Source organism: uncultured Methanobrevibacter sp. (assembly GCF_902774605.1).
GTDB lineage: Archaea > Methanobacteriota > Methanobacteria > Methanobacteriales > Methanobacteriaceae > Methanocatella.
Genome location: NZ_CACYJE010000007.1, coordinates 1 through 26,028 on the forward strand (window position 1 = coordinate 1; position 26,028 = coordinate 26,028).

At 39.0% G+C, this 26,028-nt stretch carries 26 protein-coding genes and 6 tRNA genes; 16 read left to right on the top strand and 16 right to left on the bottom strand.

The window, feature by feature from the left end; genetic code table 11:
- Together dnaK and QZU77_RS02720 are read right to left on the bottom strand one after the other, a co-directional pair.
- A partial coding sequence (gene dnaK, locus QZU77_RS02715) for a molecular chaperone DnaK (protein ID WP_295599657.1) occupies window positions 1–1,311 on the bottom strand: 1,311 nt, incomplete at its 3' end.
- Between the two features lie 43 nt (window positions 1,312–1,354).
- Window positions 1,355–1,906, bottom strand: coding sequence for a nucleotide exchange factor GrpE (locus tag QZU77_RS02720; protein WP_295599660.1), 552 nt, complete (start codon window positions 1,904–1,906; stop codon window positions 1,355–1,357).
- A gap of 245 nt (window positions 1,907–2,151) precedes the next feature.
- Here QZU77_RS02720 and QZU77_RS02725 point away from each other — a divergent pair, with 245 nt between their 5' ends.
- A complete protein-coding gene (locus QZU77_RS02725; protein ID WP_295599663.1) occupies window positions 2,152–2,727 on the top strand; it encodes an ArsR family transcriptional regulator in 576 nt (191 codons plus the stop codon).
- Window positions 2,728–3,191: 464 nt separating this feature from the next.
- On the opposite strand, the gene hypF is transcribed toward QZU77_RS02725, so the two are convergent.
- A complete protein-coding gene (hypF, locus tag QZU77_RS02730; RefSeq protein ID WP_295599666.1) occupies window positions 3,192–5,432 on the bottom strand; it encodes a carbamoyltransferase HypF in 2,241 nt (746 codons plus the stop codon).
- Between the two features lie 55 nt (window positions 5,433–5,487).
- On the opposite strand from hypF, the gene larB reads away from it, so the two are divergent.
- Together larB and QZU77_RS02740 are read left to right on the top strand one after the other, a co-directional pair.
- A complete protein-coding gene (larB, locus tag QZU77_RS02735; RefSeq protein WP_295599669.1) occupies window positions 5,488–6,249 on the top strand; it encodes a nickel pincer cofactor biosynthesis protein LarB in 762 nt (253 codons plus the stop codon).
- Window positions 6,250–6,807 (top strand): GNAT family N-acetyltransferase, encoded by a 558-nt coding sequence (locus QZU77_RS02740; RefSeq protein ID WP_295599672.1) that lies wholly within the window; start codon window positions 6,250–6,252, stop codon window positions 6,805–6,807.
- On the opposite strand, the gene QZU77_RS02745 is transcribed toward QZU77_RS02740, so the two are convergent.
- The 11 genes from QZU77_RS02745 to QZU77_RS02795 form a co-directional block, all read right to left on the bottom strand.
- Window positions 6,804–7,286 (bottom strand): hypothetical protein, encoded by a 483-nt coding sequence (locus tag QZU77_RS02745; protein WP_295599675.1) that lies wholly within the window; start codon window positions 7,284–7,286, stop codon window positions 6,804–6,806. The two genes, QZU77_RS02740 and QZU77_RS02745, sit on opposite strands and share 4 nt — an antisense overlap.
- Before the next feature lie 63 nt (window positions 7,287–7,349).
- Window positions 7,350–8,192, bottom strand: a complete 843-nt coding sequence (locus QZU77_RS02750; RefSeq protein WP_295599678.1) for an ABC transporter ATP-binding protein — start codon at window positions 8,190–8,192, stop codon at window positions 7,350–7,352.
- Between the two features lie 12 nt (window positions 8,193–8,204).
- A complete protein-coding gene (locus tag QZU77_RS02755) occupies window positions 8,205–8,969 on the bottom strand; it encodes an ABC transporter permease (protein WP_295599682.1) in 765 nt (254 codons plus the stop codon).
- A gap of 65 nt (window positions 8,970–9,034) precedes the next feature.
- On the bottom strand, window positions 9,035–9,325 hold the full coding sequence (gene hisE / locus QZU77_RS02760; RefSeq protein ID WP_295599685.1) for a phosphoribosyl-ATP diphosphatase: 291 nt from the start codon (window positions 9,323–9,325) through the stop codon (window positions 9,035–9,037).
- On the bottom strand, window positions 9,325–10,131 hold the full coding sequence (locus tag QZU77_RS02765) for a CBS domain-containing protein (protein WP_295599688.1): 807 nt from the start codon (window positions 10,129–10,131) through the stop codon (window positions 9,325–9,327). Before QZU77_RS02765 ends, hisE begins: the two co-directional genes overlap by 1 nt.
- Before the next feature lie 18 nt (window positions 10,132–10,149).
- Window positions 10,150–11,502, bottom strand: a complete 1,353-nt coding sequence (gene gatB / locus QZU77_RS02770) for an Asp-tRNA(Asn)/Glu-tRNA(Gln) amidotransferase subunit GatB (protein WP_295599693.1) — start codon at window positions 11,500–11,502, stop codon at window positions 10,150–10,152.
- 151 nt (window positions 11,503–11,653) lie between these two features.
- Window positions 11,654–12,421: a phosphocholine cytidylyltransferase family protein gene (locus QZU77_RS02775; protein WP_295599696.1), complete on the bottom strand. Its 768-nt coding sequence runs from the start codon at window positions 12,419–12,421 to the stop codon at window positions 11,654–11,656.
- A gap of 15 nt (window positions 12,422–12,436) precedes the next feature.
- Window positions 12,437–13,408: an NAD(P)H-dependent glycerol-3-phosphate dehydrogenase gene (locus tag QZU77_RS02780; RefSeq protein WP_295599698.1), complete on the bottom strand. Its 972-nt coding sequence runs from the start codon at window positions 13,406–13,408 to the stop codon at window positions 12,437–12,439.
- A gap of 35 nt (window positions 13,409–13,443) precedes the next feature.
- Window positions 13,444–14,961, bottom strand: a complete 1,518-nt coding sequence (locus tag QZU77_RS02785; protein WP_295599701.1) for a hypothetical protein — start codon at window positions 14,959–14,961, stop codon at window positions 13,444–13,446.
- On the bottom strand, window positions 14,945–15,601 hold the full coding sequence (locus tag QZU77_RS02790) for a hypothetical protein (RefSeq protein ID WP_295599704.1): 657 nt from the start codon (window positions 15,599–15,601) through the stop codon (window positions 14,945–14,947). Before QZU77_RS02790 ends, QZU77_RS02785 begins: the two co-directional genes overlap by 17 nt.
- Before the next feature lie 238 nt (window positions 15,602–15,839).
- Window positions 15,840–16,820, bottom strand: coding sequence for a radical SAM protein (locus QZU77_RS02795; protein WP_295599707.1), 981 nt, complete (start codon window positions 16,818–16,820; stop codon window positions 15,840–15,842).
- Window positions 16,821–17,012: 192 nt separating this feature from the next.
- Here QZU77_RS02795 and QZU77_RS02800 point away from each other — a divergent pair.
- From QZU77_RS02800 to QZU77_RS02835, 8 genes are all read left to right on the top strand, one after another.
- Window positions 17,013–17,085 (top strand) — tRNA-Asn (locus QZU77_RS02800).
- 5 nt (window positions 17,086–17,090) lie between these two features.
- Window positions 17,091–17,164: transfer RNA gene (locus QZU77_RS02805), tRNA-Ile, on the top strand.
- A 29-nt stretch (window positions 17,165–17,193) separates the two neighbouring features.
- Window positions 17,194–17,268 (top strand) — tRNA-Glu (locus tag QZU77_RS02810).
- Between the two features lie 58 nt (window positions 17,269–17,326).
- Window positions 17,327–17,409, top strand: a tRNA-Leu gene (locus tag QZU77_RS02815).
- 36 nt (window positions 17,410–17,445) lie between these two features.
- Window positions 17,446–17,521, top strand: a tRNA-His gene (locus tag QZU77_RS02820).
- Window positions 17,522–17,646: 125 nt separating this feature from the next.
- Window positions 17,647–18,057 (top strand): Holliday junction resolvase Hjc, encoded by a 411-nt coding sequence (gene hjc, locus QZU77_RS02825; RefSeq protein WP_295599711.1) that lies wholly within the window; start codon window positions 17,647–17,649, stop codon window positions 18,055–18,057.
- A gap of 51 nt (window positions 18,058–18,108) precedes the next feature.
- Window positions 18,109–18,256 (top strand) — tRNA-Trp (locus tag QZU77_RS02830).
- Window positions 18,257–18,315: 59 nt separating this feature from the next.
- On the top strand, window positions 18,316–18,921 hold the full coding sequence (locus QZU77_RS02835) for an MBL fold metallo-hydrolase (RefSeq protein WP_295599714.1): 606 nt from the start codon (window positions 18,316–18,318) through the stop codon (window positions 18,919–18,921).
- Here the strand turns inward: QZU77_RS02835 and QZU77_RS02840 are convergent.
- Together QZU77_RS02840 and QZU77_RS02845 are read right to left on the bottom strand one after the other, a co-directional pair.
- Window positions 18,910–19,560, bottom strand: a complete 651-nt coding sequence (locus QZU77_RS02840; RefSeq protein ID WP_295599717.1) for a TrkA family potassium uptake protein — start codon at window positions 19,558–19,560, stop codon at window positions 18,910–18,912. The genes QZU77_RS02835 and QZU77_RS02840 overlap by 12 nt on opposite strands.
- 55 nt (window positions 19,561–19,615) lie before the next feature.
- Window positions 19,616–21,049, bottom strand: a complete 1,434-nt coding sequence (locus tag QZU77_RS02845) for a TrkH family potassium uptake protein (RefSeq protein WP_295599720.1) — start codon at window positions 21,047–21,049, stop codon at window positions 19,616–19,618.
- Window positions 21,050–21,116: 67 nt separating this feature from the next.
- Here QZU77_RS02845 and QZU77_RS02850 point away from each other — a divergent pair, with 67 nt between their 5' ends.
- The 5 genes from QZU77_RS02850 to QZU77_RS02870 all read left to right on the top strand — a co-directional run bounded on the left by QZU77_RS02850 (window position 21,117) and on the right by QZU77_RS02870 (window position 26,010).
- Window positions 21,117–22,178, top strand: a complete 1,062-nt coding sequence (locus QZU77_RS02850; RefSeq protein WP_295599723.1) for a UPF0104 family protein — start codon at window positions 21,117–21,119, stop codon at window positions 22,176–22,178.
- 6 nt (window positions 22,179–22,184) lie between these two features.
- On the top strand, window positions 22,185–23,252 hold the full coding sequence (locus QZU77_RS02855) for an acyltransferase (protein ID WP_295599727.1): 1,068 nt from the start codon (window positions 22,185–22,187) through the stop codon (window positions 23,250–23,252).
- 108 nt (window positions 23,253–23,360) lie between these two features.
- Window positions 23,361–24,245, top strand: a complete 885-nt coding sequence (gene fhcD, locus QZU77_RS02860) for a formylmethanofuran--tetrahydromethanopterin N-formyltransferase (RefSeq protein ID WP_292806796.1) — start codon at window positions 23,361–23,363, stop codon at window positions 24,243–24,245.
- A gap of 492 nt (window positions 24,246–24,737) precedes the next feature.
- Window positions 24,738–25,025 (top strand): hypothetical protein, encoded by a 288-nt coding sequence (locus tag QZU77_RS02865; RefSeq protein WP_295599731.1) that lies wholly within the window; start codon window positions 24,738–24,740, stop codon window positions 25,023–25,025.
- Window positions 24,976–26,010: a hypothetical protein gene (locus QZU77_RS02870; RefSeq protein WP_295599734.1), complete on the top strand. Its 1,035-nt coding sequence runs from the start codon at window positions 24,976–24,978 to the stop codon at window positions 26,008–26,010. The genes QZU77_RS02865 and QZU77_RS02870 overlap by 50 nt, the downstream gene beginning before the upstream one ends.
- Window positions 26,011–26,028: the final 18 nt, after the last annotated feature.

Consider the following 26,028-nt stretch of genomic DNA (forward strand, 5'->3'; position numbering starts at 1 on the left):
GAGGGAAGTGTTGTCTGCTGCCATTTTACGTTCACCTTGTAGAACGTTGATGTCTACTGAAGGCTGATTGTCGGCTGCTGTGGAGAACACTTGGCTTTTCTTGGTAGGGATAGTGGTGTTTCTTTCAATTAAAGTTGTTGATACTCCACCTAAGGTTTCAATACCGAGGGATAATGGAGTAACGTCTAAAAGAACGATGTCTTTAATTTCACCAGCTAATACTCCTCCTTGAATAGCAGCTCCCATGGATACACATTCCATTGGGTCGATACCACGTTCGACTGGTTTTCCTATGAATTTTTCAACGAATTTTTGCACGATTGGCATTCTGGTAGGTCCTCCGACAAGGATGATTTTGTCAATATCGGATTTGCTCATTTTAGCGTCATCTAATGCTTGTTGCATTGGTTTTCCGGATTTTTCTACAATTGAATCAACGAGCTCTTCTAATTTAGCTCTTGTAAGTGAAATGATTAAGTTTTTAGGAGTTCCGTCACTTCCCATTGCGATGAATGGCAAGTTTACTTCGGTTGTGGTAGTGGTGGACAATTCGATTTTTGCTTTTTCAGCAGCTTCTCTTAATCTTTGCACTGCTTGATCGTTATCCATTAAGTCGATGCCTTCTTGTGCTTTGAATTCATCAGCTAAGTATTTGATTAATACGTTATCCATATCGGTACCACCGAGTTGGGTGTCTCCGCTGGTAGCCCTTACTTCAAAGACTCCTCCACCGAATTCCATGATGGTTACGTCCAGGGTACCTCCACCGAGGTCGTATACCATGATGTTCATGTCGTCTTCATCTGCCTTGTCAAGTCCGTATGCGAGGCTTGCTGCGGTAGGTTCGTTCACGAGCCTTACAACATCCAGTCCTGCAATGGTTCCTGCATCTTTGGTTGCGGTCCTTTGGTTGTCGTCAAAGTAAGCTGGCACGGTAATAACTGCTTTTTCAATTGGTTCTCCGAGGAAGGACTCTGCGTCTTTTTTGATTTTTTGGAGAATGAATGCAGAGATTTCCTGTGGGGAGTATTGTTTTCCGTTTACAGTGACCTTGTGATCAGTACCCATGCTTCTTTTGATTGCACTGATTGTATTTTCAGGGTTGGTTACTGCTTGTCTTCTTGCAGGTTCACCGACTAACATTTGACCGTCTTCTGTAAATGCAACGTAACTTGGGAATGATTTACCGTATTGGCTTGCTCCTTCAGCAGATGGGATTGTGGTTGGTTTTCCTCCCACAAGCACTGATGCTGCTGAGTTACTTGTACCTAAATCGATTCCAATAATTTTTTCTTTTTTAGTGTCAGACATAATTAATCACCTTAATTTTTTTTAATATATTATATAATAAACGTTATTTTTTACAAACTATAACTTTTGAATATTTAAGAACTTTGTCCTTGTACATGTATCCTTTCATGAGTTCCTCGATGATGTATCCGTTTTCAACGTCATCGGATTTCTGAACCATTAGGGCTTCATGCTTGTTCAAGTCGAATTTTTCTCCTTTTGCAGGGATTTCGCTCACGCCTTCTTTGGTGAGCACGTCACTAAACTTATTGTATATTAACTCTATACCTTTTCTCAAGTCTTCATCTTTTTCGGTTTCTAAAGCTCTACCGAAGTCTTCATAGCAATCGAGGAAGTCTTTTATCACGTTTTCGTTTGCGAATTTCACAAGATCCTTGTTCCTTTTGTCTTGGATTTTCTTGAAGTTTTCGAAGTCTGCCTGAAGTCTTTGTGATAGTGCGATGTATTCCTTGGTTTCATCCTCGGATTTTTCAAGGTCGCCTTGAAGTTTTTCGATTTCTTCATTCTTTTGGGCGAGCTCCTTTTCAAGCTCCTCAATTTTTTCTTCGAAATCAATAATTGTTGCTTCAGTTTCGCTTTTATTTTCATCAGTCATAGTTACACCTTTTTGAGGTTTTTTGAAAAACTTTTGTAATAACTCTAACCCGAGAAGATTTTATTTTAGTTCTTTAACATTGGTTTTTGGGAATTTATGGACATATAGGAAAATGGTTCATCATTCAAGAGTTATTACTTTAAGTTTTTCTGAACCAAATATTAAAGTAACCAAAAGTTATCTTTCTCTTACATTATTATAGTAACAAAAAGTTATATAAAGGTTTCGATACATAATGTATAATCATGACTAGTACAAACGACATTGAGAAAAATGAAAAATCTCGCAGAAATGTCAATGAACCCACTGGCCACATAGAAATCCGTGGAAACTACGACGGCCAGGCAGACGACATTGATGTAGAAGATATCCTTGATGTAATGGGTTGTAAAACCAGAAGAGACATTATAAATCTTTTAAGGGAAGAACCTATGTTTGTTAGTGAAATCTCCAATGAACTTGACATTGGTCAAAAAGCAATAATTGCACACCTGCGTGCAATGGAAGATATAGGAATCCTCAACTCTTCTTATAAAAAGATTTTAAGAGGTCGTCCACGTAAATACTACGATTTGCAAAACGAAGTCAACATACACATCACAATAAACCGTAACAACTTCGACGTACAGTTCACAGACGATATTCTCAACACTTTACAACTTCCATCAGGAGATGAATGGTCAAAACTGCTCGACATAGAAAAGAGGATAGATGCCGGACAGCTTGAAGCGATCGACGAGCTGAAAAATCAGATAAGACTATACGGCAACCTCAAGGAAAGGGCCGAGTACATTCTGGAAAGGACCATGAAGAATAGATAAGCAGATGTTTGAACTAATCGTTTCAAACACCTTTTTTTACTTTTTTTAATATTGATTTTCGCCTTGTTTTTTTTTTGATTTGACACATAAATATTGTTCTAATTAAATAATAAATAGTTTTAAATAATGCATGATTAATTAACAGTAATCACTAAATTTGAAGAGGTGACGTGAAGTTTCATGAAGACATTATCTTCAAAAACCATGGCAGGCGCGCAGGCGAATCCGTACTGAGGATAATGAACTGTAAGGAGGAATAGTCCAGGTTCACGAAACAGAATTTAGCATAATCGAAGCGAAAATGTGCAATGATTAATTGATGCTTTTGAATCGGGTTCCATTCATGAGGAATTCAACAGATGTGGAACAAAGTAGGGTTTTAAATTCTTTATGAGTTATGTTGTTGAAAATTTTCATGGAAAAAAATTTGAGATATGATTCATGTCTCTTTGCATAATTTCTATTCAAATCTTTTTAGCAACGATGCTCTGGCCTAGGGAAACGGAACCGTCACCGGCACATGTGTTCAGGTGCTGTATGAAATTATATCCATCGCCTTCAACATGACTCTTAACGGTTTCGGTAATGGCCTCGTTATAGAAAACTCCTCCTGTAGCACCGATATCCTCAACGCTTTTCGCATCTGCTGCTTGAACTGCAAGTTCACTCAAACCTCTTGCAACAGCCCTTTGACCTGCAGCGGCCACATCAGCTTTCTTCTCACCATTTTGGTATAATCTCACCACTTCGCGCAGAATCTCGGTGGTGTTCAATTGACTATCCTCAATAATCACTGGAATGTCCAGTTCCTTTGTTGAGTAATATGCTGCTGATTCCAGCTTCATTGAGCATTCTCCTTCATATGTTCTCTCATGACATATCTCCAATGCTGTGGCCATTGAATCAAGCACACGTCCTGTACTTGTGCTTAAACCCACGTTTATTCCGGCTTCCATTTGCTTTTTGATGTTTTTGATTTCAATCTCGCCATACTTGAAGTAATCAACATAATTTCCAATCAACTCATCATCATCAAGGATGCTTGCAAGCATTCGGACAGGGTATCTTGTCGCCATGTCTCCGCCAGGCATAAGTTGAGGCTGCAGGTGACTCATCCTTTCAAAACTGTTGATGTTAGTGTATAATATTTCCCCTCCCCAGCTTGTGCCGTCACTGCCGTAACCCACACCGTCAGCGGCAATGACTATCAAGTCATCGATTCCATGGTCGTTTGCAAGGGCAACGCTATGGGCATGGTGGTGCTGGACCGGCAAGACTTCCGCAGAGTATTTCTCGGCAAGCTCATGTGCAAGGCGTGTTGTGAAGAAATGAGGGTGCATGTCGCAGGCTATGACATCGAACTCATTTATTTTGGTGATTCTCTCCATATTCTCAATTGCTTCGCGCAAAAACATCAATGTCTTTGGCTTGTTGGTGTTTCCAATATGCTGTGAAGGATAAACCTTGTCTCCACGGGCGATTGAGAATGTAACGTCAAGCTCAGGACCCAATGCGAGAACATTCATGTCGTTCACGTCATAGTTTATAGTGTAGGGTTCCGGTGTGTATCCTCTGGAACGTCTGATGAATGACAGTTCATTGTTCCTGAACCTTATCACTGAATCGTCGCAGCGGTTCACTATCCTGCGGTTATGTATCAGTGAGTAGTCGTTTACTCCATTGATGATATCCTTGTTTTCAATCATCATCGGTTCGCCGGGGATGTTTGCGGAGGTCATCACGTAAGTGTCGATGTCTCCCTCATCAAAGAGGAGGTAGTGCATAGGTGAGTATGGAAGCATCACTCCAATGTTGTGCAGTCCTGGTGAGAGGCTCTCTGGAAACTTATAACCTTCATTTTTCTTTAAAATGACGATTGGTCTTTTGTTGCTTGTTATTGTTTCAATTTCTCGCTGGCTTAATTGAGCATATCTTTTTAATGATTCCAGATCCTTGCACATTACCGCAAATGCCTGGTTCGGACGGTTGAGGCGGTTTCGCAATTCCCTTATCGCATCATCATTATACGCATCAACCACGAGGTGTGTTCCTCCGATTCCCTTGATTGCAAGAATCTTTCCTTCCTTGAGTATCTCTGATCCTTTTTTGATTGGATTTTCAACATCCAGCTTTTCCAAGCCTTCATATATTTCCATTTGGGGTCCGCAGTCGCTGCAGCATATGGCCTCGCCATGGTAGCGCCTATCCAATGGCTGCCTGTACTCGACCAGGCAGTCGTCGCATAACGGGAAATCCTCCATCGAGGTTCTTACACGGTCATACGGGACGCTCTCGATGACGGTGAAGCGGGGTCCGCAATCTGTGCATGCGTTGAATGCGTACTTGTATCTTCTATCTTCAGGGTTTCTAATCTCTTCCAGGCACTTGTCGCATATTGCAATGTCGGGGGGTATGACGCTGACGCCGGAGTATGCGTCTGCGCTTTCTATTATTTCAAAATCAGTAAAGTTTTCTATTGGAATCTCTTCAGCTTCCATGGAATCGATTTTGGCGATTGGCGGCAGTTCTCTCGGTAGCCTGTCGATAAATTCACTGGTGTTTTCACCTTCAACTATGATTTCAACAACGTTTCCAAGGTTTCTCACATGCCCTTTCAGGTCCAGGTCACTTGCGAGTCTGTAGATGTATGGCCTGAATCCTACGCCTTGAACTATTCCTTGTGTTAAAATCTTTAGAGCCTTCATTAAATTATAATATTGTAAGTCAAATTTTATATAATTTTATCCCATATATTATATTATGAAAGACATTCTTGAAAGATTAGTTAATGGGGAACTTAATGTAGATGAAGCCGAACAGCTCCTGAAGGCAGACAACATTCTCGAGTTCGACGACATTGCCAAGTTCGACATTAAGCGCAGTGAAAGGACAGGATTTCCAGAAGCCGTATTCTCACCAAGCAAAACCTACGAGGACCTAATCACAATTATCAGAAACTACCTAAAAAACAGTGATGAGGACCTCATCATAACCAAGCTATCTCAAGAAAGACACGACAAGATAATTGCTGATTTGGGTGAAAACCCATACATCATTGAATACAATAAAAGAGCGCAAATACTCATCATAAGAAAACAACTCACCAAAAAAGAGCCAAAAGCCAAGATTGGAATAATAACTGCCGGAACATCCGACATCAACATTGCCGAGGAAGCGAAAGTGATAGTTGAGGAGGGGGGATGCGAGGCAATAACCTCATATGACATCGGTGTGGCTGGAATCCATAGGCTGTTTCCCCAAATCGCCCATATGATTTCACAAGGCGTAAGGGCACTAATCGTATGTGCAGGAATGGAAGGTGCGCTGCCGTCAGTTGTAGCGGGACTGGTTGACGTTCCGGTCATAGCCGTGCCAACATCAGTTGGATATGGAGTGGGAGAAGGGGGCAGGGTTGCCCTTGATGCAATGCTCCAGTCCTGTGCACCGGGAATAGCGGTGGTGAACATCGACAACGGCTTCGGTGCGGGAGTATTCGCCCTGACAATTGTAAACAGTGGTTAAATGAGATATGAAACATTCAATCCTAAAAAGCATGATGTAAGTAAAGTCGCAAAACTGGTTTATGACGTTGATTACAGGACATTCGACATGCTGTTCAAGTCAAGCGACACTGCAATCGACAGGATATACAAGAGCCTGTTGGATGAGGATCTCGAAACATTCACGGTGATACTTGACGATGACGACAACATCATAGGCATACTTATATATTATATAGACAAGTTCAAGGTCCACTTCTACTTCAAGTCATTGAGACTGCTTATAGTCGACATACTGGACTATTTCGTATTGTGCGATGTCAGGCCAGGTGACCTGTACATTGCAGAGGTCGCCATAGACGATTCCCTAAGGGGCCAGGGATTGGGTAAGAAGGTAATTGCTGAAGTGATAGAGTATGCCCGTGAAAAAAACCTCAACAGGGTAATATTGGATGCGGACTTCAGAAATACTGGTGCGCGAAAACTATATGAAAAAATCGGCTTCAAGGAATTTAATAAAAAAAGAGTGAAATTCCCCGGATTCGAAAGGGGAATGCATAATATGGAGTTCATCCTTTAAATTGTGAACTCTTTATATTCATTGGTGTTCTTGTTCTGTTTGAAATCCTGTTTGATATTATCCATAATGAATGATATCTCCTTGTCCTGAGTGTTGAAACTGTCATATTTCACCAATCTCATGGACAATGTGCGGTTGTCCTTTTCAAAGAAAATCAATGTTTCCTTTGGATTGTCGTATTTTGAACCATAATCCTCATAATGAATAACATAATAATTGTCTTTTTTTGAATGATCGAGGATATTCACATTTCCATTGCTTTTAAGGGAATTCAAATTCTGCTTGTATGATTTTAAGGAAGTGTTTCCCTTGCCAAGGAATTCCATGAAAATTGTGTTGTTGTTGTCCGGATTGTACATTGACGCATCGGTTGCATGAGTGTCTCCTGCCTTAAAGCCAGGTGGCAAGGTAACTGACACATCGCCGATTACGGTAATTGCATTTCCCACAGTATTTGAATTATCAACGATTAAGTACATTGCACTTAACCCTATAATAAGTATAATTAGTATTTTAATCCATCGGGTATCCATATCAATGCCTCATTTCTTTTTTTTCTTTTTTTTATTCATCTTGCTGCCGGCATTTTCAACGTATGCATCACAAACCTCGTTGGCTTCCCCTTCCATAACGATTTTACCATTGTCAATCCAGATACATTTGTCGCATATTTTTCTCATTTGGCTAATCGAATGGGAAACAAGCAGCACGGTAACCCCTTCAGCCATTAGTTCATTGATTTTCTGGGAACTCTTTTTCCTAAACTTAATGTCCCCAACAGATAGGATTTCATCAACAATGAGAATGTCAGGTTCAATGAGGGTTGCGATGGAAAAACCCAATTTGGCCCTCATACCGGAGGAATAGTTTTTAACTGGATAATTGATGTATTCTCCCAACTCTGAAAATTCAACAATCTCATCGAATTTCTCATCAAGAAAATCCTTATCCATACTTAAAAAAGCACCATTGAGATAAATGTTATTTTTTCCAGTGTAATTCTTGTCAAAACCGGCACTCAATTCAAGCAGTGGAGCAACTTTTCCGTTTATCTCAATTTTGCCGGAGGTCGGTTCGTAGATACCGGCCATGATCTTTAAAAGAGTACTTTTACCGGCACCGTTAAATCCAAGAATTCCTAACTTGTCGCCCTTATAAACTTTGAAAGAAATGTCGTCAAGAACCCTGACCTTTTCCTTTTCCTTCTTGTTGCGCTTTAGGGTTCTGATAACATACTCCTTTAAAGTGTCGATTTTATCTTTAGTAATTTTGAATTCCATGGATAAGTGTTCCACATTAACTGCAACATTATCATCCAGGACAGGCCTATTATCAAGTGACTTGTTAGATCCTATAATTCCTTTAATTTTATCTATTACGCCCATAATAACACCTGTTTATAATTCTAAAGCTAATTTCTTATCATATATGTTGAACAGTATAACTCCGATTCCCAATGTTGTGAATGCAAATGCGCCTAAATACAATAGCATTGAAACGTCTGGAAATGCACCGTATACGCATTGCCTAAAGCAGGTCATTGCACAGTATACCGGGTTTAATGTGAATAGTATCTGCACCTGTGTAGGCACAATCTCAATCGGATAAAACATTGCGGAAGCATAAAGCAACACTAAAGTGAATACATTGTAGAGGTACCCAATATCTGAGAAATAAGTGTTGCACACTGCTAAAATCAATCCGACACCGAATATTAATATTACAAGCAATGCAACTGGGATTATTGTATATATCAATGTGAAATGGAATGGTGATCCGGTAATGAGCATCACTCCGAATAATATGATTAATGAAATCAAAAAGTTAACAAATTCATAACATATCGAACTTGTGGCGAACATCCGTTTCGGAACGAAAATCTTCTTTAAAAGATTCGCATTCTTCCGAATGGAATTCATTGCACCTTTGGTTCCATGAGTGTAGAAATCAAACATTAGCCTTCCGGCCAGATAGTAAACCGGATAATTCTCAATGTTTCTACCGAACAGCATGGAAAAGATTGCGGTGAATACCAGCATGGTTAAAAGGGGATTGAAAAAACTCCATAGGATACCTAAAACTGAATCCTTATACTTTGAAGTCAAATTCCTTTTAACCAGTTCGGTTAATAAAAATTTTTTTTCTGAAAACGTATCAAACATTGTAATGACCAATATTTTTTCAATTTAACTTAATTTATATTAATATTTATTAATAAAGTTTTTACTTATTTTCGCCTTCTGGCAAATTCCTCGAAGACTTCATCTAGCTCCACGCCTTTATATGCCAGGAGCAATAATGTGTGAAAAATCAAATCAACGGATTCATAAACAAGATTCTCATCGTTTTTGGAAGCAATCAACACTTCACCCGCTTCCTCAGCTATCTTTTCAAGAATCTTGTCTTCAGCCTTCTTGTCACTGTCCTTCATGATGTTGGAAGTGTATGAATCAATCGGATTGTCTCTTCTAGACTCCAGAACTTCATAAACTTCTCTTATAATCTTATCGTTATCCATTAATCATCACCTTTTGACTCTTGATCCTGTAAGCTTTCTGTAAGTGCTATTAACGGATGCTTATCATCATCAATGATTTCAATATCATCAAAATTGAATATTCCCGCTTTATCTGCTGTTTTTTCCATTCCTAACTTAATGTCCTTGCCTAAATCAACAACATATGAATCGACGGTTTCGTAACCTCTTTGCGCTGAGGCAACTGCCCTGTGGTGACCGTCAACAAGAATCCATCTCTCACCAGTCTTAACGACTATTGCAGGTTCGGCCAATCCCTTTTCCAATTCATAGGCTCTGCCTTCAAGCTCATCTGCATAAACCCTGTCCTGTGTTGGTCTCAATTTATTGGTTTCAACACGCATATGCCTCAAGGTGGTCTTGATGCCGTATAGCTGTTCCATGGTCTTTTTGAAGTACTCAACCTTATTGGGTGTTGACCTTTCAATGTGTGACCTGACCATGTCGGTGTTTGTGATGATGCCGACTAATGCCCCATCACCGTCAACGACAGGCATTCGGGATATGCCTCTTCTAAACATTACTCTTGAAGCGTCATTGATTGACAAGTCCTGATTTGCAACGACTAGCTTAGTACTCATAATTCCTGAAACTGTTTCAGCCCATTCCTTAGCGACGATGTCGAATGCAGTTACCATGCCCACTAGCTTATTGTTGTCAACAACAGGGTAACTGTTGTGATGACTTTCCTTCATCAACTCTATTATTTTTTCAGTTTCAGTATCCGGGGAAACACTAATAACATTTTTGGTCATGTAATCTTTAACAAAAGATTTCTTCTCGCCCATGCAGTCTTCCTCCCGGATTTATTCAATATTCTCTTTTAAAAGTTTAACAGTTTCTCCAGGGTCGGCTTTTCCACGAGTTAATCTCATGACTTGACCCACTAGGAAGTTAAGGGATGCTTTTTGACCATCCAGATAATCCTGCACGGCTTTTGGATTTTCATCGATTGCCTGTTTTACAGCAGCAAGCACTTCATCGTCTTTCACAACACCAAGCAATCCTAATTCCTCAGCAATTGCTTTAGGTGACTTGTCATTGTTTGGCATTTGCTCGATGATTTTATGGCCTGCCTTGGCGGTAATTTCCTTATCCTGAAGCATTTTTAAAAATTCAATTAAATCGGAGGAGGTTATTCCGCTGTCTGCAAAGTCTAACTTGTTATAGGATAATACTCTTTTCAATTCATCCCTCATGACTTTTGATGCGAACTTGGAATCGACTTCTTTTACAACTTCCTCGTAAGCGATTGCAAGATCCAGTTCTGAAGTCAATACCTTAGCGGATTCCTCATCGATGTCATAATCTTCAACAAATCTTTTAACCTTATTGTGAGGAGCTTCCGGCATGGTGTCAAGAATCCTTTGGATGGTTTCATCGGAAATCTTCATCGGTGGAAGGTCAGGGTCAGTTATGAACCTGTAATCGTCAGCGTCTTCCTTCATCCTCATACCTACAGTGATCATTTGGCTTTCAAGGTATGCACGGGTTTCCTGTTTGACTTCAACTCCTCTTTTCATGAGGTTTTTCTGCCTGATAAGTTCGAATTTCAATGCCTTGTATGCTCCCTTGATGGAGTTGACGTTTTTCATTTCCACCCTGTTTCCTCCGTTGATGGATATGTTAACGTCTGCCCTCATGGTACCTTCACCACGTGCTCCTCCACTGTACTGGAGAACGCGTATCAATTCTTTCAGGAAGTTCCTTGCCTCTTCAGGGGACTTAATGTCCGGTTCGGTTACGATTTCAACCAGCGGGATTCCGGAACGGTTGAAGTTAACGGTACCTCTGTCAGGTTTGAATTGGCCTGGGTCTTCTTCCGCGTGGATTTCACGGATTCTGATTCCGTTCAATTCACCGTTGATTCCGATAGGAACTGAAGTTCTCTGATAGCCTGACGGCAAGTCAGGGTAATCGTAATGCTTTCTCATGAAGTATATTACGTCTTGGTCTATTTCACAGTTGAGCATTAAAGCGATCATCAATGCGTTTTCCAATGCTTTAATGTTTGTTGGATGTGGTTTTGCACCTGGCTGATTAAGACAAACTGGGCATATGTTTGAGTTAATAGGTGCGTCCTGATAGTTTGTAGGACAATCACAGAATAATTTTGATTCGGTTTCTAATTGTACGTGGATTTCAAGTCCACACATCATATCGACATCGTCACTAATAATAATTCCTCCTTATGGGATAATTTTTTATATTATCACTATATTTGTTTAATTTAATTTATAAATATATGTTAAAAATAGTGGTTTTGGAAGATGTTTCAAAAGATAAAAAAAGAATTAAATAATTAATGAATTAGTTTTCAAATTCATCAATTAGTTTTTGAGCCTGCTGCCAATCGTTATGGTCGTCGATTTCAGTCCATTTGAGTCCGTTGGTTAGCACATAGTCGATTGGGGTTTCGGCACTTAATGTCCTGTATGCGAAGTCGTAATAGTTTTGCTCATCCTCGCTCATCAGGTCTTCAAGTATGCTGTTGAATTTTGAAAGGTCCTTTGAGGCAACCTTTGAAACGCCGATGAATTCTCCGGTGGAACTTGGAATGTCGATTCCCTTGCCTATCTCCTTGATGGTTCCGTTGGCGATGCTTTTATCCTCATTGAAGCTTTCGTTTTCAATGATCAGTTTGAATGACTCCTCATTCAAGTCCTTGTAGTTGTCAACAATCAGGCTGGTGTTTTCCCTTTCGGCTATTCTTGTTATGATTTCAGGGTCGACAACATTGTCCCCATTGATGAGTATGAAATCGTCGCCGCCGTTTTCTTCAATGTGCTTGCTTGCAAGATATGTTGACACTGAAGTGTTGGTCACGTCATATCTCTCGTTTTCAATTATCTCAATGCTGATGTCATATTTCTCTTCAAGGGTTGGGGTGAATTCAACCACTTTTTCCTTGTTGTAGCCTACGATTACTATGAATTCATTGATGTTCTCGTTCATCAGGTTCCTAATCATCCTTTCAAGCAGGGTCATGTCGTTGATTTCAAGCAATGGCTTTGGCCTGTCTTTTGTAAGGGGCATTAGTCTAGAACCCATTCCTGCTGATAAAATTACTCCGATCATATTATTTCACCTTCTTTATTCAATTGTCTCCCATAATTTATTAAACGCCTTTATAGGGGCTTGCTTGTCGATAATAACGTTATAAACAAAATTCACAATGTCGCTGTGTATACTGTTGTTGTCGCAGATGTCCTTGACTGCCCTTATTGAATTCTTTCCTTCAAAAACGATTCCGCTCGCCACTTCGTCAATGATCAGTCTTTGGCCGTACAGTATTCCAAGGGTATGGTTTCTGCTTTCGAATGATGTTGAAGTCAAAATCAGGTCTCCAAAACCGCAGTACTCATGTGCGGTATCGGAGTTTCCTCCAAAGGACTCGATGATTCTGATTGTGTCGATGAATCCTCGTGTCAGGATGCTGTATCTTGCATTCTCATTGATGTTCATTCCTTCACAGATTCCATTGGCAATTGCATTCACGTTTTTCAAAACACCGCAAAGCTCAATTCCCTTGATGTCATCAATGATCTTCACCTTGAACTGTTTGGTTGCCAACACTTCCTTAACCTTCCTTGAATTCTCAGGGTTTCTGGATGAGATGTTGGTCACAGTCGGCTGGTTCAGCATTATCTCGGAGGCGAAATTCGGTCCGGACAATGCGACGTAATTCTCATCGAAATACTCGGATATCAAATCTCCCATGGTTTTCAGTGAAGGATACTCTATTCCTTTTGCGGTAGTGACAAGTATTGTATCGTTGCTTATCACTTCTTTAAGATTCTTCAAAGTGTCCCTGAATGCGGAAGAAGGTATTGCCAAAAAGATTATTTCGCAATTCTTCAAGTCATCAACGTCGACTGTAGCCTTTATGTTTTCCTTTAGTTTTTGGCTTGGATAGTACTGGGTATTATACCTCTTATTATTGATATCATCGCATAATTCCTGTTTTCTAACATGCAATAATACTTCATTAACGTTTTCACTCATTATCTGTGCGATGGCGGTACCTAGGGAACCTGCACCAATCACACCTACATTTAAGGTCATTTAAACACCTGCAATAATTAGTTATATATTCTATATTATGCTTTACATTTATTATTAAATTTTCTTTTAATCGTCCTGGAATAATCATTGAGAATTTTTTCATCAAGATAACTTCCCAATCCAAGTTCAGCCTCGACACTCTTCAAATCATCGAGGCTGAGCGTTTCAAGGCTTTTTTCAATGTCAATCCTCTTCAACACCCTTTTGGTGTAAGGCCTTTTTGAATCAAGAAACGCAATGCTTTTAAGAAACGACTTGACCAGCGGACTGTTTAAAACAAGCATTGTGACGTATGCGGAATCATGATCGTCAAAGGATAGGAAGTAACATGTGTCATCCAGCATGAATGTCTTGTCAGTGTAGACAAGCGAGAAGATGGGGCTCTTGTAAAAGCCTGAAACCGCCACCTTGTACTTTTTGAATGAATAGTCTCCAATTCCGAAAATGCTGAAGTCCGGCTTGCCATTGTATATTGAGCTTTTGCGCTTGTCAAAATGCTCCTTGTTATTGTTCAAATACTTCCAGGTTTCAGGAGCTTCATCTTCAATGTAGGAAGTGTCCTGATTTATTCTTTTTTGGGTTATTATGATGTACTTTGAGGTTTCAGTGATTATGGGCCTCTTGACCTGGCTGCTTTTAAGCAGGGGGTATACTAAAGAGGTTTCGATGGATAATTTATTCCCATTTTTATTGAAGAGGCTCCCGTCAACACAATCAAGCTCCATTATGCCTGAGCAGTCATGCTTGACGCCCTGCCTCCACTCGAAAACGCATTCACCGTCAATGTCTGGAACATCGTCAATGTTGGAGTAGAAATTGCCGCCCTTAAAGCCGAACCTGTACAGTGTCTTATTCGGGTTTGAAAGGTCTGAAACTCCGCAGGCCATGTCGGTTAATGTGGATCCTCCAAATTGAAGGACAAGAAGGCACGCTTCAGCATCAATCCTGAAAACTCTTGAAGAGTCAAAGTTCAATTGCCGGATGAAGCTATACTTGGTGTTGGTTTCTATCAGATCCTTGAAGATGTTTCTCACAACAATTTTCTTGCACAATAATGCGATTGTTGTGTTGGTTGCTTTGAATTCGGTGATGATTTTGCGGATGATTGCCTCTGAAATGTCAAAGTTGCTGTCCCCTGTCATGGCGTCGATGGCCATTTCGTTTCGATAATTGGATTTTTCGGGAAGGTTGGTTGAGTTCAGTTTTGACAATTCGGTATTGGTTGCCCATGGCGGATTTCCAATTATTAAAATGTTTTTGCTTTTGTCGATATTGTCGAATTTGAATTTGAAAATGTCCTCGTTAATCAGTGTTAAATTGGGGATTGTTTCATCAACTTCTTTTAATTTGGCCGGGTCAATGTCAATACCATACAATTCTTCATATGGCAGTGATTCGGATGCGCTTTTTAGAAAGTTTCCAATGCCGCAGGTCGGTTCAATAATGATTTCAGGCATTATTTTTAACTCGTTTTTCAGATATTCGCATATGGTGTCTGTGAAAAATAATGGAGTCTGGTAATCGCCGAATTCCTTCCTATTGAATTTTTCCATGCTTGCACTTCCCGTTAAGTTGATCTTTAAAATTTATCGCATTACTATATTTCAATCTCCATTGCAATGCGTTTGAGATTGTCAGATAACCTTGTTTTGGAGGATTGGACATTATCTTTTTAGCAAGGTTTTCTAAAATTTCTTTGTCGCCAGGAATATTTTTCTCATTTAAAAGATTAATAATTTCCTTTTCACTGGCTCCCTTGCAGAGTAACCTTCTTAATCTTTTTGTTAAGTTATAGTCTGCAGTTTTTTCCGATGTGATAAAGATGCAATGCTTGAATTTGAGGAAACATTGATTGTTGATTTCTCTTTTTTTGTAGACGAAAAGAAGGATGTTGTAACCTAACCCATAGATTTTTTGTTCTATATTCTTGAAGGGGGATGAACTTTGGGGTTTTTTGGTTGAAGTTACTTTAATGTCGGTGTTGATGTGTGGGTCGGGAAAATCTATTCCTTTGGCACTTGAACCAATATTGAATTCATATTTCCTTTTAAGATAATTTTTAAATTCATGTTCGATATAAGTTCCAATGCGTTTTCCGTCACTGACTCCGAGTAATTCCGGATGGGATTTTTGACTTTCAAGCTTGGTGAAGTTTTCTGCTTCTCTGATCAATATTTCTAATGATAATTTCATTTTAACCACATTTTTGATAATTTAAAAGTTTCATCAGCTATCTTTCAATGATTATTCGTTTCATGCTGTGGCTGTGGTTGGATTTTAATGAAATTTTTAATATTTAAAAATTCAATTCAAATATTTATTTGGCATATTATTTAAACTTATTTCCAATAAAAAAGAAGTATATAAAGATATTAATTAATTAAGTAATTATACTATTGTTATATGCATAAATAAATATTTTAAATTAATATCAATATTTATTTTTCAAGGATTCCTTGACATATCTTTTGATGAACTTGTCCAGGTCAGGTGAGACTTCGCTATGTTTAGGCCCCAGTTGGCTTTTGTCTGTGAATGTTCCTTTCAGTTCACGTCCTGCCCATTTGACTTCCTCTTCAACTCTCTTGCCGTATTTTGTTCCAAACATTTTGAACAATGGGAATTTTGTTATTCCGTTGGCTCCGCTCAAGATTAGTATTCCGATGTTTGCAAGATTGTCGATCCATGTTCCGCAGATTATTTCGATTTCAGGAAATGCCAGTCTGACCTGAGCCACTACCTGGGCATAGTATAGTGAAGCCGGCTGTGATGAGTTTGCATAGATGGTTTCCTTATGTGGATTCAGGGAGTAGAATATCACTCGGTCTATCTTATGGTCCTTTATGTAGTCTATGATGTAGTTTACATCATCCAGTGTTTCTCCGAGTCCTAGGATTATTGTTATTGCCTTTTTGAATCCTAAATCGTTTGCTGTATCTAACATATTGCTTATGTCATCCAACTTTTTGGATGGGCAGACTTTTTCATGGATTTCGGGGTTTGCAACTTCTACTGCACCTGTTATTCCGGTGATTTCTGATCCGTATTCATCCAGCTCATCGGTTATTCCGGTGTTTAGCCATACGCCTTGTCCGGTAATGTCTTTTATGGTTGTGGCTATTTGCTTGATTTCCTGTGTCGTGAATGATTCGTATCCGCCGGATAGGAATTCAATGTTCCAGTCTAGGCGTTTGCACATTTCGGCTTCTGCAAAGATGTTGCTGGTGTTTCTTCTTGCTTTGTGAGGGTCTTTGATTTTGTTTTTTTGTGTTGACATGTAGCAGAATGCACAGTCTCCCTTGTCACACCACCATGATAGGAATATCGCTCTTTCGAGAGTTATTAGATTGCCATGTTTGTCTAGCGTTGTTTTGTTGGCTTTTTTTATTAAGTCAAATATGTCAGTATCCATGTGAGTACTTTTGTTCCTTAAAGTTTATATACTAGTTTGAATTAATAATTGTATAGATTTGATTTTTCTTATCAAATAAGTTCAAAAACCAAAAGCTTTATATACTATGTAATGCAAAGTTATTATTACTGTTTAAAGTCTTTTGATTATTAATCATGGGTTTTATTTGGTTAAGTTAGATGGGTGTCTCATGCCATCGTAGCTCAGTAGGTAGAGCGTTCGGCTGTTAACCGATTGGTCACAGGTTCGAGCCCTGTCGATGGCGCTTTTGGGCCCATAGCTTAGCCAGGTAGAGCGTCCGGCTCATAACCGGAAGGTCATGGGTTCGAACCCCATTGGGCCCATGTTAAATAAACTTAGTTTGTATTTGTATGCTCCGATGGTGTAGTCCGGCCAATCATTTCGGCCTTTCGAGCCGAAGACTCGGGTTCGAATCCCGGTCGGAGCATTTTAAAAAATTTGTTATAAGATTTTTAATGGTTTCTACGTATCCTTACTTTTTATAAGCGGGGGTGCCCGAGAGGCCAAAGGGGACAGGCTTAGGACCTGTTGACACAGGTCTTCCAGGGTTCGAATCCCTGCTCCCGCACTTTTAACATATTTTTTTATATTCATAATATTTCATGCCGGGGTAGGGTAGGCGGTCATCCTCCGGGACTGTGGATCCCGGGACTCGGGTTCGAATCTCGGCCCCGGCCCCATTTATAAAAACTATTTTTTTAGAATTTCAATAATACTAATCATCCGCTCTCTCTCATTTTATTTATATACTCTAATTTCAATAATAGATAGTGTAATAAAATTTTTTTAATATCTGAGGGTTATTATGGCTAAGAAAGGATCAGCTGAAGAAAGGGATTTGGTACATAAACTATGGGATAGGAATTTTGCCGCCATGAGGGCTCCCGCATCTGGTGGAGCAACAAAAAGGCCTTTGCCTGATGTTTTGGCGGGAAATGGTAAGTTATATTTGGCTATTGAGGTTAAAACAACCACCAAGGATAAGATCTATATTGAAGAGGAGCAGATTACTGCATTATGCGAGTTCTCAAAAATATTCGGTGCAAAACCGTATATTGGAGTTAGGTTCAAATACACTAAATGGCTGTTTTTAGAACCGGAAAACACTCCAAGAACCAGAAATGGCAATTATCGTGTTGAAAAGGATTATGCGCTTGAAAAAGGTTTTGAGATTGATGAGATAGTAGGCATCGATAAGCAGATGAAATTCGACTGATACCAAATATTTATATATTATTAAAACATAAGTTATTATTGTATGTTATGTGGGGTTATGGTGTAACCTGGCAGCATCGGGGACTCCAGTTGTCTTTGAAGAAATATACGCGTAACTGAACAGTACCTGTTGTGATGATCAATTGGAGTACTGAGACAAGAGAAATCCCCGGATTGGGGTTCAAATCCCTATGACCCCATTTTTATACTAAACTTTTTTTCCAAACTTTTAATTACTTTCTTGATTATATTATCTTTCATGAGTTCAATTGTTTTTATAATGGGTTATAATTTTGATTCAAATTACTGTTTAATCGATGATAATATACTGGTGGATACTGGTGCCGGTCTGAACAAGGATTATTTATTCTCCAAACTTCGTGAAAACGGGGTTGAACCGGACGATATTGAAACGGTTGTGAATACTCACTGTCACTTTGACCATATCGGTGGAAACCATTTCTTCCCAAACGCCAAAATAGCCATTCACCGTGAGGATGCCCTTTCCATTAAAAATAAGGATACACTGGGAACATCAATGTCCGTTTTTGAAGAGCCGGGCAACTGCAGGGTGGACATTGAATTGGAAGATGGTGATGAAATAGCTGATTTTAAGGTCATCCACACTCCAGGTCACACCAGAGGTGGAATCTGTCTTTATGATGGTGAAAGCTTGATTTCAGGCGACACAATATTCGCCGGCGGTGGCGTTGGAAGAATGGACATCGGCGGTGATTACATGGATATGAAAAACAGTGTTGCCAAACTCCTGGAATTGGATGTTAAAAACATCTATCCAGGTCATGGTCCCTGTGTTGAAGGGAATGGGAAGGAACATCTTAGGATGTCCTATTCACTTCTCTAATTTTTTAGATACCTTTTTCAAGGTTCCTCTCTTAACGAGGATTGAAACCTTTTCCCCACGGCTGATGGTGTTGTCAGGCTGTGGGATAATTAGTTTTCCGTTTTGATAAGTGGCAATGATAATGTAGTCTTTTGTAGGGGAAACTTCCTTAAATCGTTTTCCAACAACCTTGTCGTTGGTTATAGTCATCTCAATGATTTCAGCGTCACCCTCTCCAAGAGTGGTCAGTTTTGAAACTCTCGGGTTTGTGACGTATTGCGCCAGGTCTCTTGCGGCGCTGATTTCAGGGCTGATCACCCTATCGATTCCCACTTCTTTAAATGCTTCCTCGTGGTCAGGGTTACTTACACGTGCAATGATGGTTTCCACATCATATTTCCTAACCAGAATGCATGACAATAGGTTTGCCTCGTCGTTTCCTGTTGTTGCTATGAAGAAGTCTGCGTCTTCAATGTTGGTTTCCTCTAGTAATTTTGAACTGGTTCCGTTTCCACATATTACGAGTGCATCAAGTTCAGCTGCAGCCTCGTTGCATAATGTCTCGTCACTTTCGATTAAAGCAATGTCTGCTCCACTGTCAATTAACAAGTTTGCAAGAGCAAGTCCTACACGACCTCCTCCCATAATAATTGCATACACAAAATCGCCTCTTAAACAATTGATAATCAATATTTATTTTATGATAATATAAATCTTATCTTTTGAATATTTCGAAACCTGCCCTTAATGTTATTAGCACAGGGTATATTTCAAGCCTTCCTGTCCACATGTCGAACATGCTGACGATTTTAAGTATAGGATTTAATGTAGGGGTGATGATTCCAAGTTCCAAACCATTGTTACCCTGCAGGGACATTGCGGCAAAGAGGCTCCTGAATGGGTCGTAGCCGAAAAGGCAGAACAGTGCCCATGTGAACATGATGAACATCATGTAGAGTGTGATGAAGTTTCCAGCCTGTGCAATTGCTTTTTCAGGGATGCTGTGTCCGTTAAGTTTAACGGGAACGACTCTGCCTTCAGGGGATAAGATTTCCCTGATGTGGCGGTAAATTCCTTTAAAGTAGGTGATCATGCGCACCAGCTTGATTGCACCTACTGTGGATCCGTTGGAACCTCCGGTTATCATTAGGCACATTAGGCACACTATCACGAATGAAGGCCATCCTGCCATCACGTTCGGCACGGCAACGCTGGCACCGGTGGTGGTGATTGCTGATACGACGGTGAACACCAGGTCTATCGGCACGATGTCGGATACGAGATAAAGCATTAGGCTTACAAGCGCAATCACGGTTATTATTATTTGGAATTGCAGGTCTCCGAATATGGATTTTCCTCTTGTCTTGATAACCTTATAATGTGCTAAAAAGCTTGTTGCTCCCAGAATCATAAGGACAATTGAAATCAGATAGATGATGTCGCTTTGGTAATAGCCCATGTTGGCGTTTTTAATGCCCATTCCTCCTGTTGAAACAATGTGGAATGTGTTGCAGATGGCATCAAAGACGGGCATTCCTGCAAGGATATATAATATTATTCCTGCCACGGTATAAATGGCATAGATTTGCAGGGTTTTCTCCATTGTATTTTTAATACTTGGCTTTATGCGCTCGTCACGAGCTTCTGAATGGTAAAGCTTGGATGATACGGAACCTGGCTTGGTCAAAACGCCGATGACCATAACAACCACTCCCAAACCTCCAATCCATTGTTCAAGGGCTCTAAAAAATAGGATGCTGTGGGGCAGGACTTCCACGTCCACGAACATTGTGATTCCGGTACCGGTCAATGCGGACATGCTTTCGAAAACGCCGTCGATAGGTGAAATTCCTGTTGCCAGTGTGAAAACGAATCCTCCAATCAGACTGGCCCACAGCCATGCGAAGGATGAAATCATCATTCCATGCTTGAGGCGCATCTTCTTGTTGACTTTATCATCAAAATAAGTTAAACCAAAAACACCTAACAGTATGGATATTGCTCCAGGAATCACAAAACTGAGAATGTCGAATTCGAAATATATCAAATCGAATATTAATGGAATTAGGCACATTGCGCCAATCCCTATCATAAGATATCCTGAATTTTTCGCAACTATTAGTAAGTCTGTTTTTGTAATGTATCTCATTAATGTAAAATTTGAATAAAATTCTATATAAATTTATAAGTATTGAAAATTATAACTATTATAAACTATGGACCGTAAAACAATTTTGCTATTGGGGATAAGTGTAATTATTCTGCTTGTGATGCTATGGTTTGTCGGCATAGAACAGGTGTTGGAGGCTCTTAGAATAGCCAATATCTACATTGTGGCCTTGGCTATCCTAACTCAGATTTTCACTTATTTCATGTATACTCTGCGTTGGCAAATACTGAACAGGCTGGCTGATATGGACATCAGCATCAGGGAGCTTCTTCCGATGGTTCTGGTGGGTCTTGCGGTCAACAACATCACTCCATCCGGACGTGGAGGGGGAGAGCCTGTAAGGGCTTATGTCCTGGCCAAGGAAAAGGATTATCAATTCGAAGAGACTTTGGCTACAGTTGTGGCTGACAGGGCATTGGACACTTTTCCTTTTGTTGTTCTGGCGGCCGTCACTATTCTTGCAATGACATTATACTTCAAGATGCCTACTTGGCTGCTTGCCGTAATGATTGTGGCGGTTATTGCAATCATCATTATTTTAGCGGTCCTCATCTACATGTGCGTCAATCCGGGATTCGGCACAAGGGTTGAAGGTTGGATTATTGGTCTTGTCAGAAGGTTCTACAAGAAAAATTCCGAGGAATTGGAAAATAACATTCATGAAGCCATTTTCGGTTTCCAGAATACCATGAAAACACTGATTTCAAACAAGAGGGGATTGGTCATTACAGTTTCCTTATCATTCTTCATCTGGGTTCTTGAGATTATACGGGTTTATCTTGTCTTCCTGGCATTCGGAGCCAATGTCAGTCCGATAGTCATTGGTGAAGTGTTTATAGTCGCATCACTGGTTGGAATGATACCATTGCTTCCGGGAGGCCTTGGTGCGGTAGACGGATTGATGATACTATTCTACTCCTCAGCCGGAATATCCTCATCTGTCAGTGCGGCGGCCACAGTAATCGAAAGGCTGATTTCATTCTGGATGGCTACAATAATCGGTCTTGTGATTCTGCCAAAATACGGATCATCCATTTTAGACAAGATATCCTCCTCGTCACCTGATGAGATTGAAGGGGATTTGAGTGATGAACTTGATGATGGGTAGATTTTAATGGTCAATAGGTCTGAACGTATTTTTTATTTTGATGCCCTGCGTGCATTGGCTATTCTTATAGTCATATTATTGCACGTCAATGGTCATATAGCAGAATTAGTCCATTATACGATTCACAATATTTACACCCTGCAGGGCGTTCATCAAACCTTCGTGACCAATTTTTTAAGGATAGGCGTCGACTTGTTTTTGATGCTGTCCGGCGCGTTGCTGCTTGGCCGTTCCGAATCAGTCAAGGAGTTTTACATCAAGCGCATTCCCCGCCTTGTCAAGCCATTCCTTTTCTGGTCATTGGTTTTCACAGTCATGCTTTTTGCGGTTTCTTATTTCCTTCCGGGCGTTGGCATCGTCGGCCAGTTCGGACCAATGGGCTTTTTGCAGTTGTTCAAAGACATGTTATTGTGCAGGGCTCCAGGGTCAGTTGTTTACTGGTTTGTCTGGATGATGCTTGCAGTCTATATTCTAATGCCATTCTTAAATAAATGGATTATTAATGCGGATTTAAGTAAAATAGAGTATTTCCTGATTGTGTGGGTTGTTTATAATATTCTTGTTTACACTTTGATGCTTCCGATTCCTCCTGCCATTTCCTTTGTGGTCAGTCCGGTGGGTTTTGCAGTTTTGGGATACTACATGAGATACACTCCAAGAAGACTTTTCACCAATCCGATAATTATCTGGAGTTTAATAATCATTCCATCAATAATGATGCTCATTTACGCTTACACTTTGGTTCATGTGGATTTATTGTTCATTTTTGAAAGATACTCCCTGCCGGTAACCCTGGTGGCCATAGGAGTCTTCTGCTTATTTAAAAACACCGAATCAATCAATCATGTTGCGACACCCGTGAGGAAGGCAATTTCATCCGTTGCATTGTGCAGCTATGGGATGTATCTCATTCATGGTCAGATGATGATGGTGACCCGCAAGATTTTTCACCTCTCATCAAATTATATTTTCGATTTTTTAGTATTGTTTGCAGTGGGATTTATATTTTCATGGTTAATAATCTATGTTTTATCTAAAATACCTATTGTCAATGATTTGATTGGGGTTAAATAGGTTTATATTAATATTTTTTTTCAAATAAAATAGAAAACTTTATTTTAATATATTCTCATAAATATTATTATCACAAATAAATTTATCTTAAAAAATTTTGGTGAAAATATGGAAATTAATGGCGTAGAAATACAAGATACCTTTGCTGAAGGTTTTGGAATTAAAGTATCTAGAATTATTATCACTGCAGCTACCAAACATTTAGCTAAAATCGCTGCTACTGAAGCTACCGGATTCGCTACTTCAGTTATCGGATGCCCTGCAGAAGCAGGTATTGACCAATACGTTCCTCCAACTGAATCTCCAGATGGAAGACCAGGTTACGCAATCATGATTTGCCACATGTCCAAAAAAGCATTAGGCGGACAAATCATGGACAGAATCGGACAATGTGTTTTAACCGCTCCTACCGCAGCAGCATTCAATGCTTTAGAAAGCGAAGAAGCATTCCCAACCGGAAAACAACTCAAATTCTTCGGTGACGGATACGAAACCGAAAAAGACGTTAACGGTAAAAAAATGCACGTAATCCCAATCATGTCCGGTGAATTCTTAGTGGAAGATGAAATGGGCTGGAAAGACGGAGTAGCAGGTGGAAACTTCTTCATCATGGCTGACAGTCAAATGGCTTCCATCGTTGCAGCTGAAGCTGCTGTTGATGCTATTCACGCTGTTGCTGGTGTAATCACTCCTTTCTCAGGTGGTATGGTTGCTTCCGGTTCCAAAACAGGATCCAAATACTCATTCATGAGCGCATCCACCAACGAAAAAGAATGTGTAACATTAAAAGACCAAGTAGAAACTGAATTACCAGAAAACGTATTCGGAAACATGGAAATCGTTATTGACGGTGTTGACGAAGAATCAGTCAAGGCTGCTATGAAAGCAGGTATCGAAGCTGCTTGTCAAGTTCCGGGTGTTATCGAAATCGGTGCTGGTAACTACGGTGGAAACTTAGGACCTTACCAAATCCACTTACAAGACTTATTCTAGAGAAATTAACTTTTCTCTACTTTTTTAATTTTTCTTATTTTAAATCATCTAAATTCTTAAATATTCAATTTATTTTTCAATTATAGTATCTAAAACTCTTTTTTTTAATATTTAAATGTCATATTGAAGTATTTTTTCTATTTATACTGAATTTAATAATATTCCTTTATATAATTTTTGTAATATATTTCTACATAGTATTCAATTTGTATTTAGAAAAGTCTAATTAATTTTACTTGGGGTAAATATTGCATGGAGAAGGATGGTTCTGAATTAGATATTCAAAAAGATTATTCAAAGTTAATAACTAACAATATTATTATTAAGCATTATGTTCAAGGAATGTCAAGATTTTTGATATTGTGGATTATAAAATTTTATGGTCCTATTCATGGTTATGCTTAATAGTAATGTGGGGGAATTTCAAACGAATTTAAAAAAATGACCATTACAAATTCAAATTTCACCAATAATAAGAATAGTGCTATTAATATGGACCCAACAGCATACCTATCTTATTTCATTTCAATAAAAAATTCAAGATTTTCAAATAATTTTGACGAATATGGAGGTGGGGCTTTATATTTTAAAATTTATGATGGGTGTTGTATTGTAGATTCATGCAAATTTGAAAATAATAAGGTTAATCATGACGCAGGTGCGATTTCATTTTACTCAAATAATGCAATAATCAATATTTCAGATTCCACATTTGGTCTTAACAAGGCTAATGAGGGCTCTTCAGTTTATTTATCCTGTAATGGGGGGCAATCTTTTTAATAACATTTTTGTAAATAATAATGCAAAGGATGAAATTGCAGGCATAGGTTATGTTTCTCCGAAAATAAGAATGGATAATAATATTGTTAAATCAAGCGAAATAATTAATGAAAACTTAAAACTTGAATTTTTAAAAAATCCTTCATTTTATGGGGATATTGTCCAAGTAAAATTCACAAAAGATAATAAAATTTTTTCAAACAAAAAAATTCATGTAAATGCATTTAATGTTGATTCATTGGATAAATTAACATTTGATGTGGTCACCGATTCGAATGGAATAGCCAAATTCGCATTTGCATCCCACAATACTTTAGTGGATGTGGGTGTGTGGGACATTCAGTTCATTGCAGATTCCGGAAATAGTAAACTTGTCGTTTCAAGTAATGATTTGAATATTGAAAAATTATCTGCAAAATTGATATTGAACGGTTTTTCCACAACATATAAATCAGGTAAAATATGTTCCTTAAAATTACTTAATAAGGATAATTCTCCTGCTGGAAATGTTGATTTGTATGTAACAGTATTCAAGAATGGATGGTATTTGAAAAATTATCGTATTGGCACGGATTTAAAAGGAGTTGCTAATGTTAAAGTATCTGACTTAGATGTTGGCAACTATAAAATTACAATATCTTCTGATGAAATATCTGCAGTTATGAGTTTGTCTGAAAAATCTGCTTCAATCAAAATCAATAAGGCACCAACCAAAGTCAAAGCACCTAAAGTCACCAATAAGTATAAAAAATCCAAATACTTTAAGCTAACTGTTAAAGCATATAATAAACCTTTAAAAAATGTTAAAGTTAAGGTTAAAGTATTTACAGGCAAAAAATCAAAAATATATAAAATTAAAACAAACAAAAAAGGTGTTGCTAAGTTAAATACCAAAAAATTATCTAAAGGAAACCACAAGGTGATAATTTCTTCTGGAAATAATAATTATAAAATTTCAGCAAAAAGTAAAATAACAATAAAATAGTAAAATTAAATTAATGGT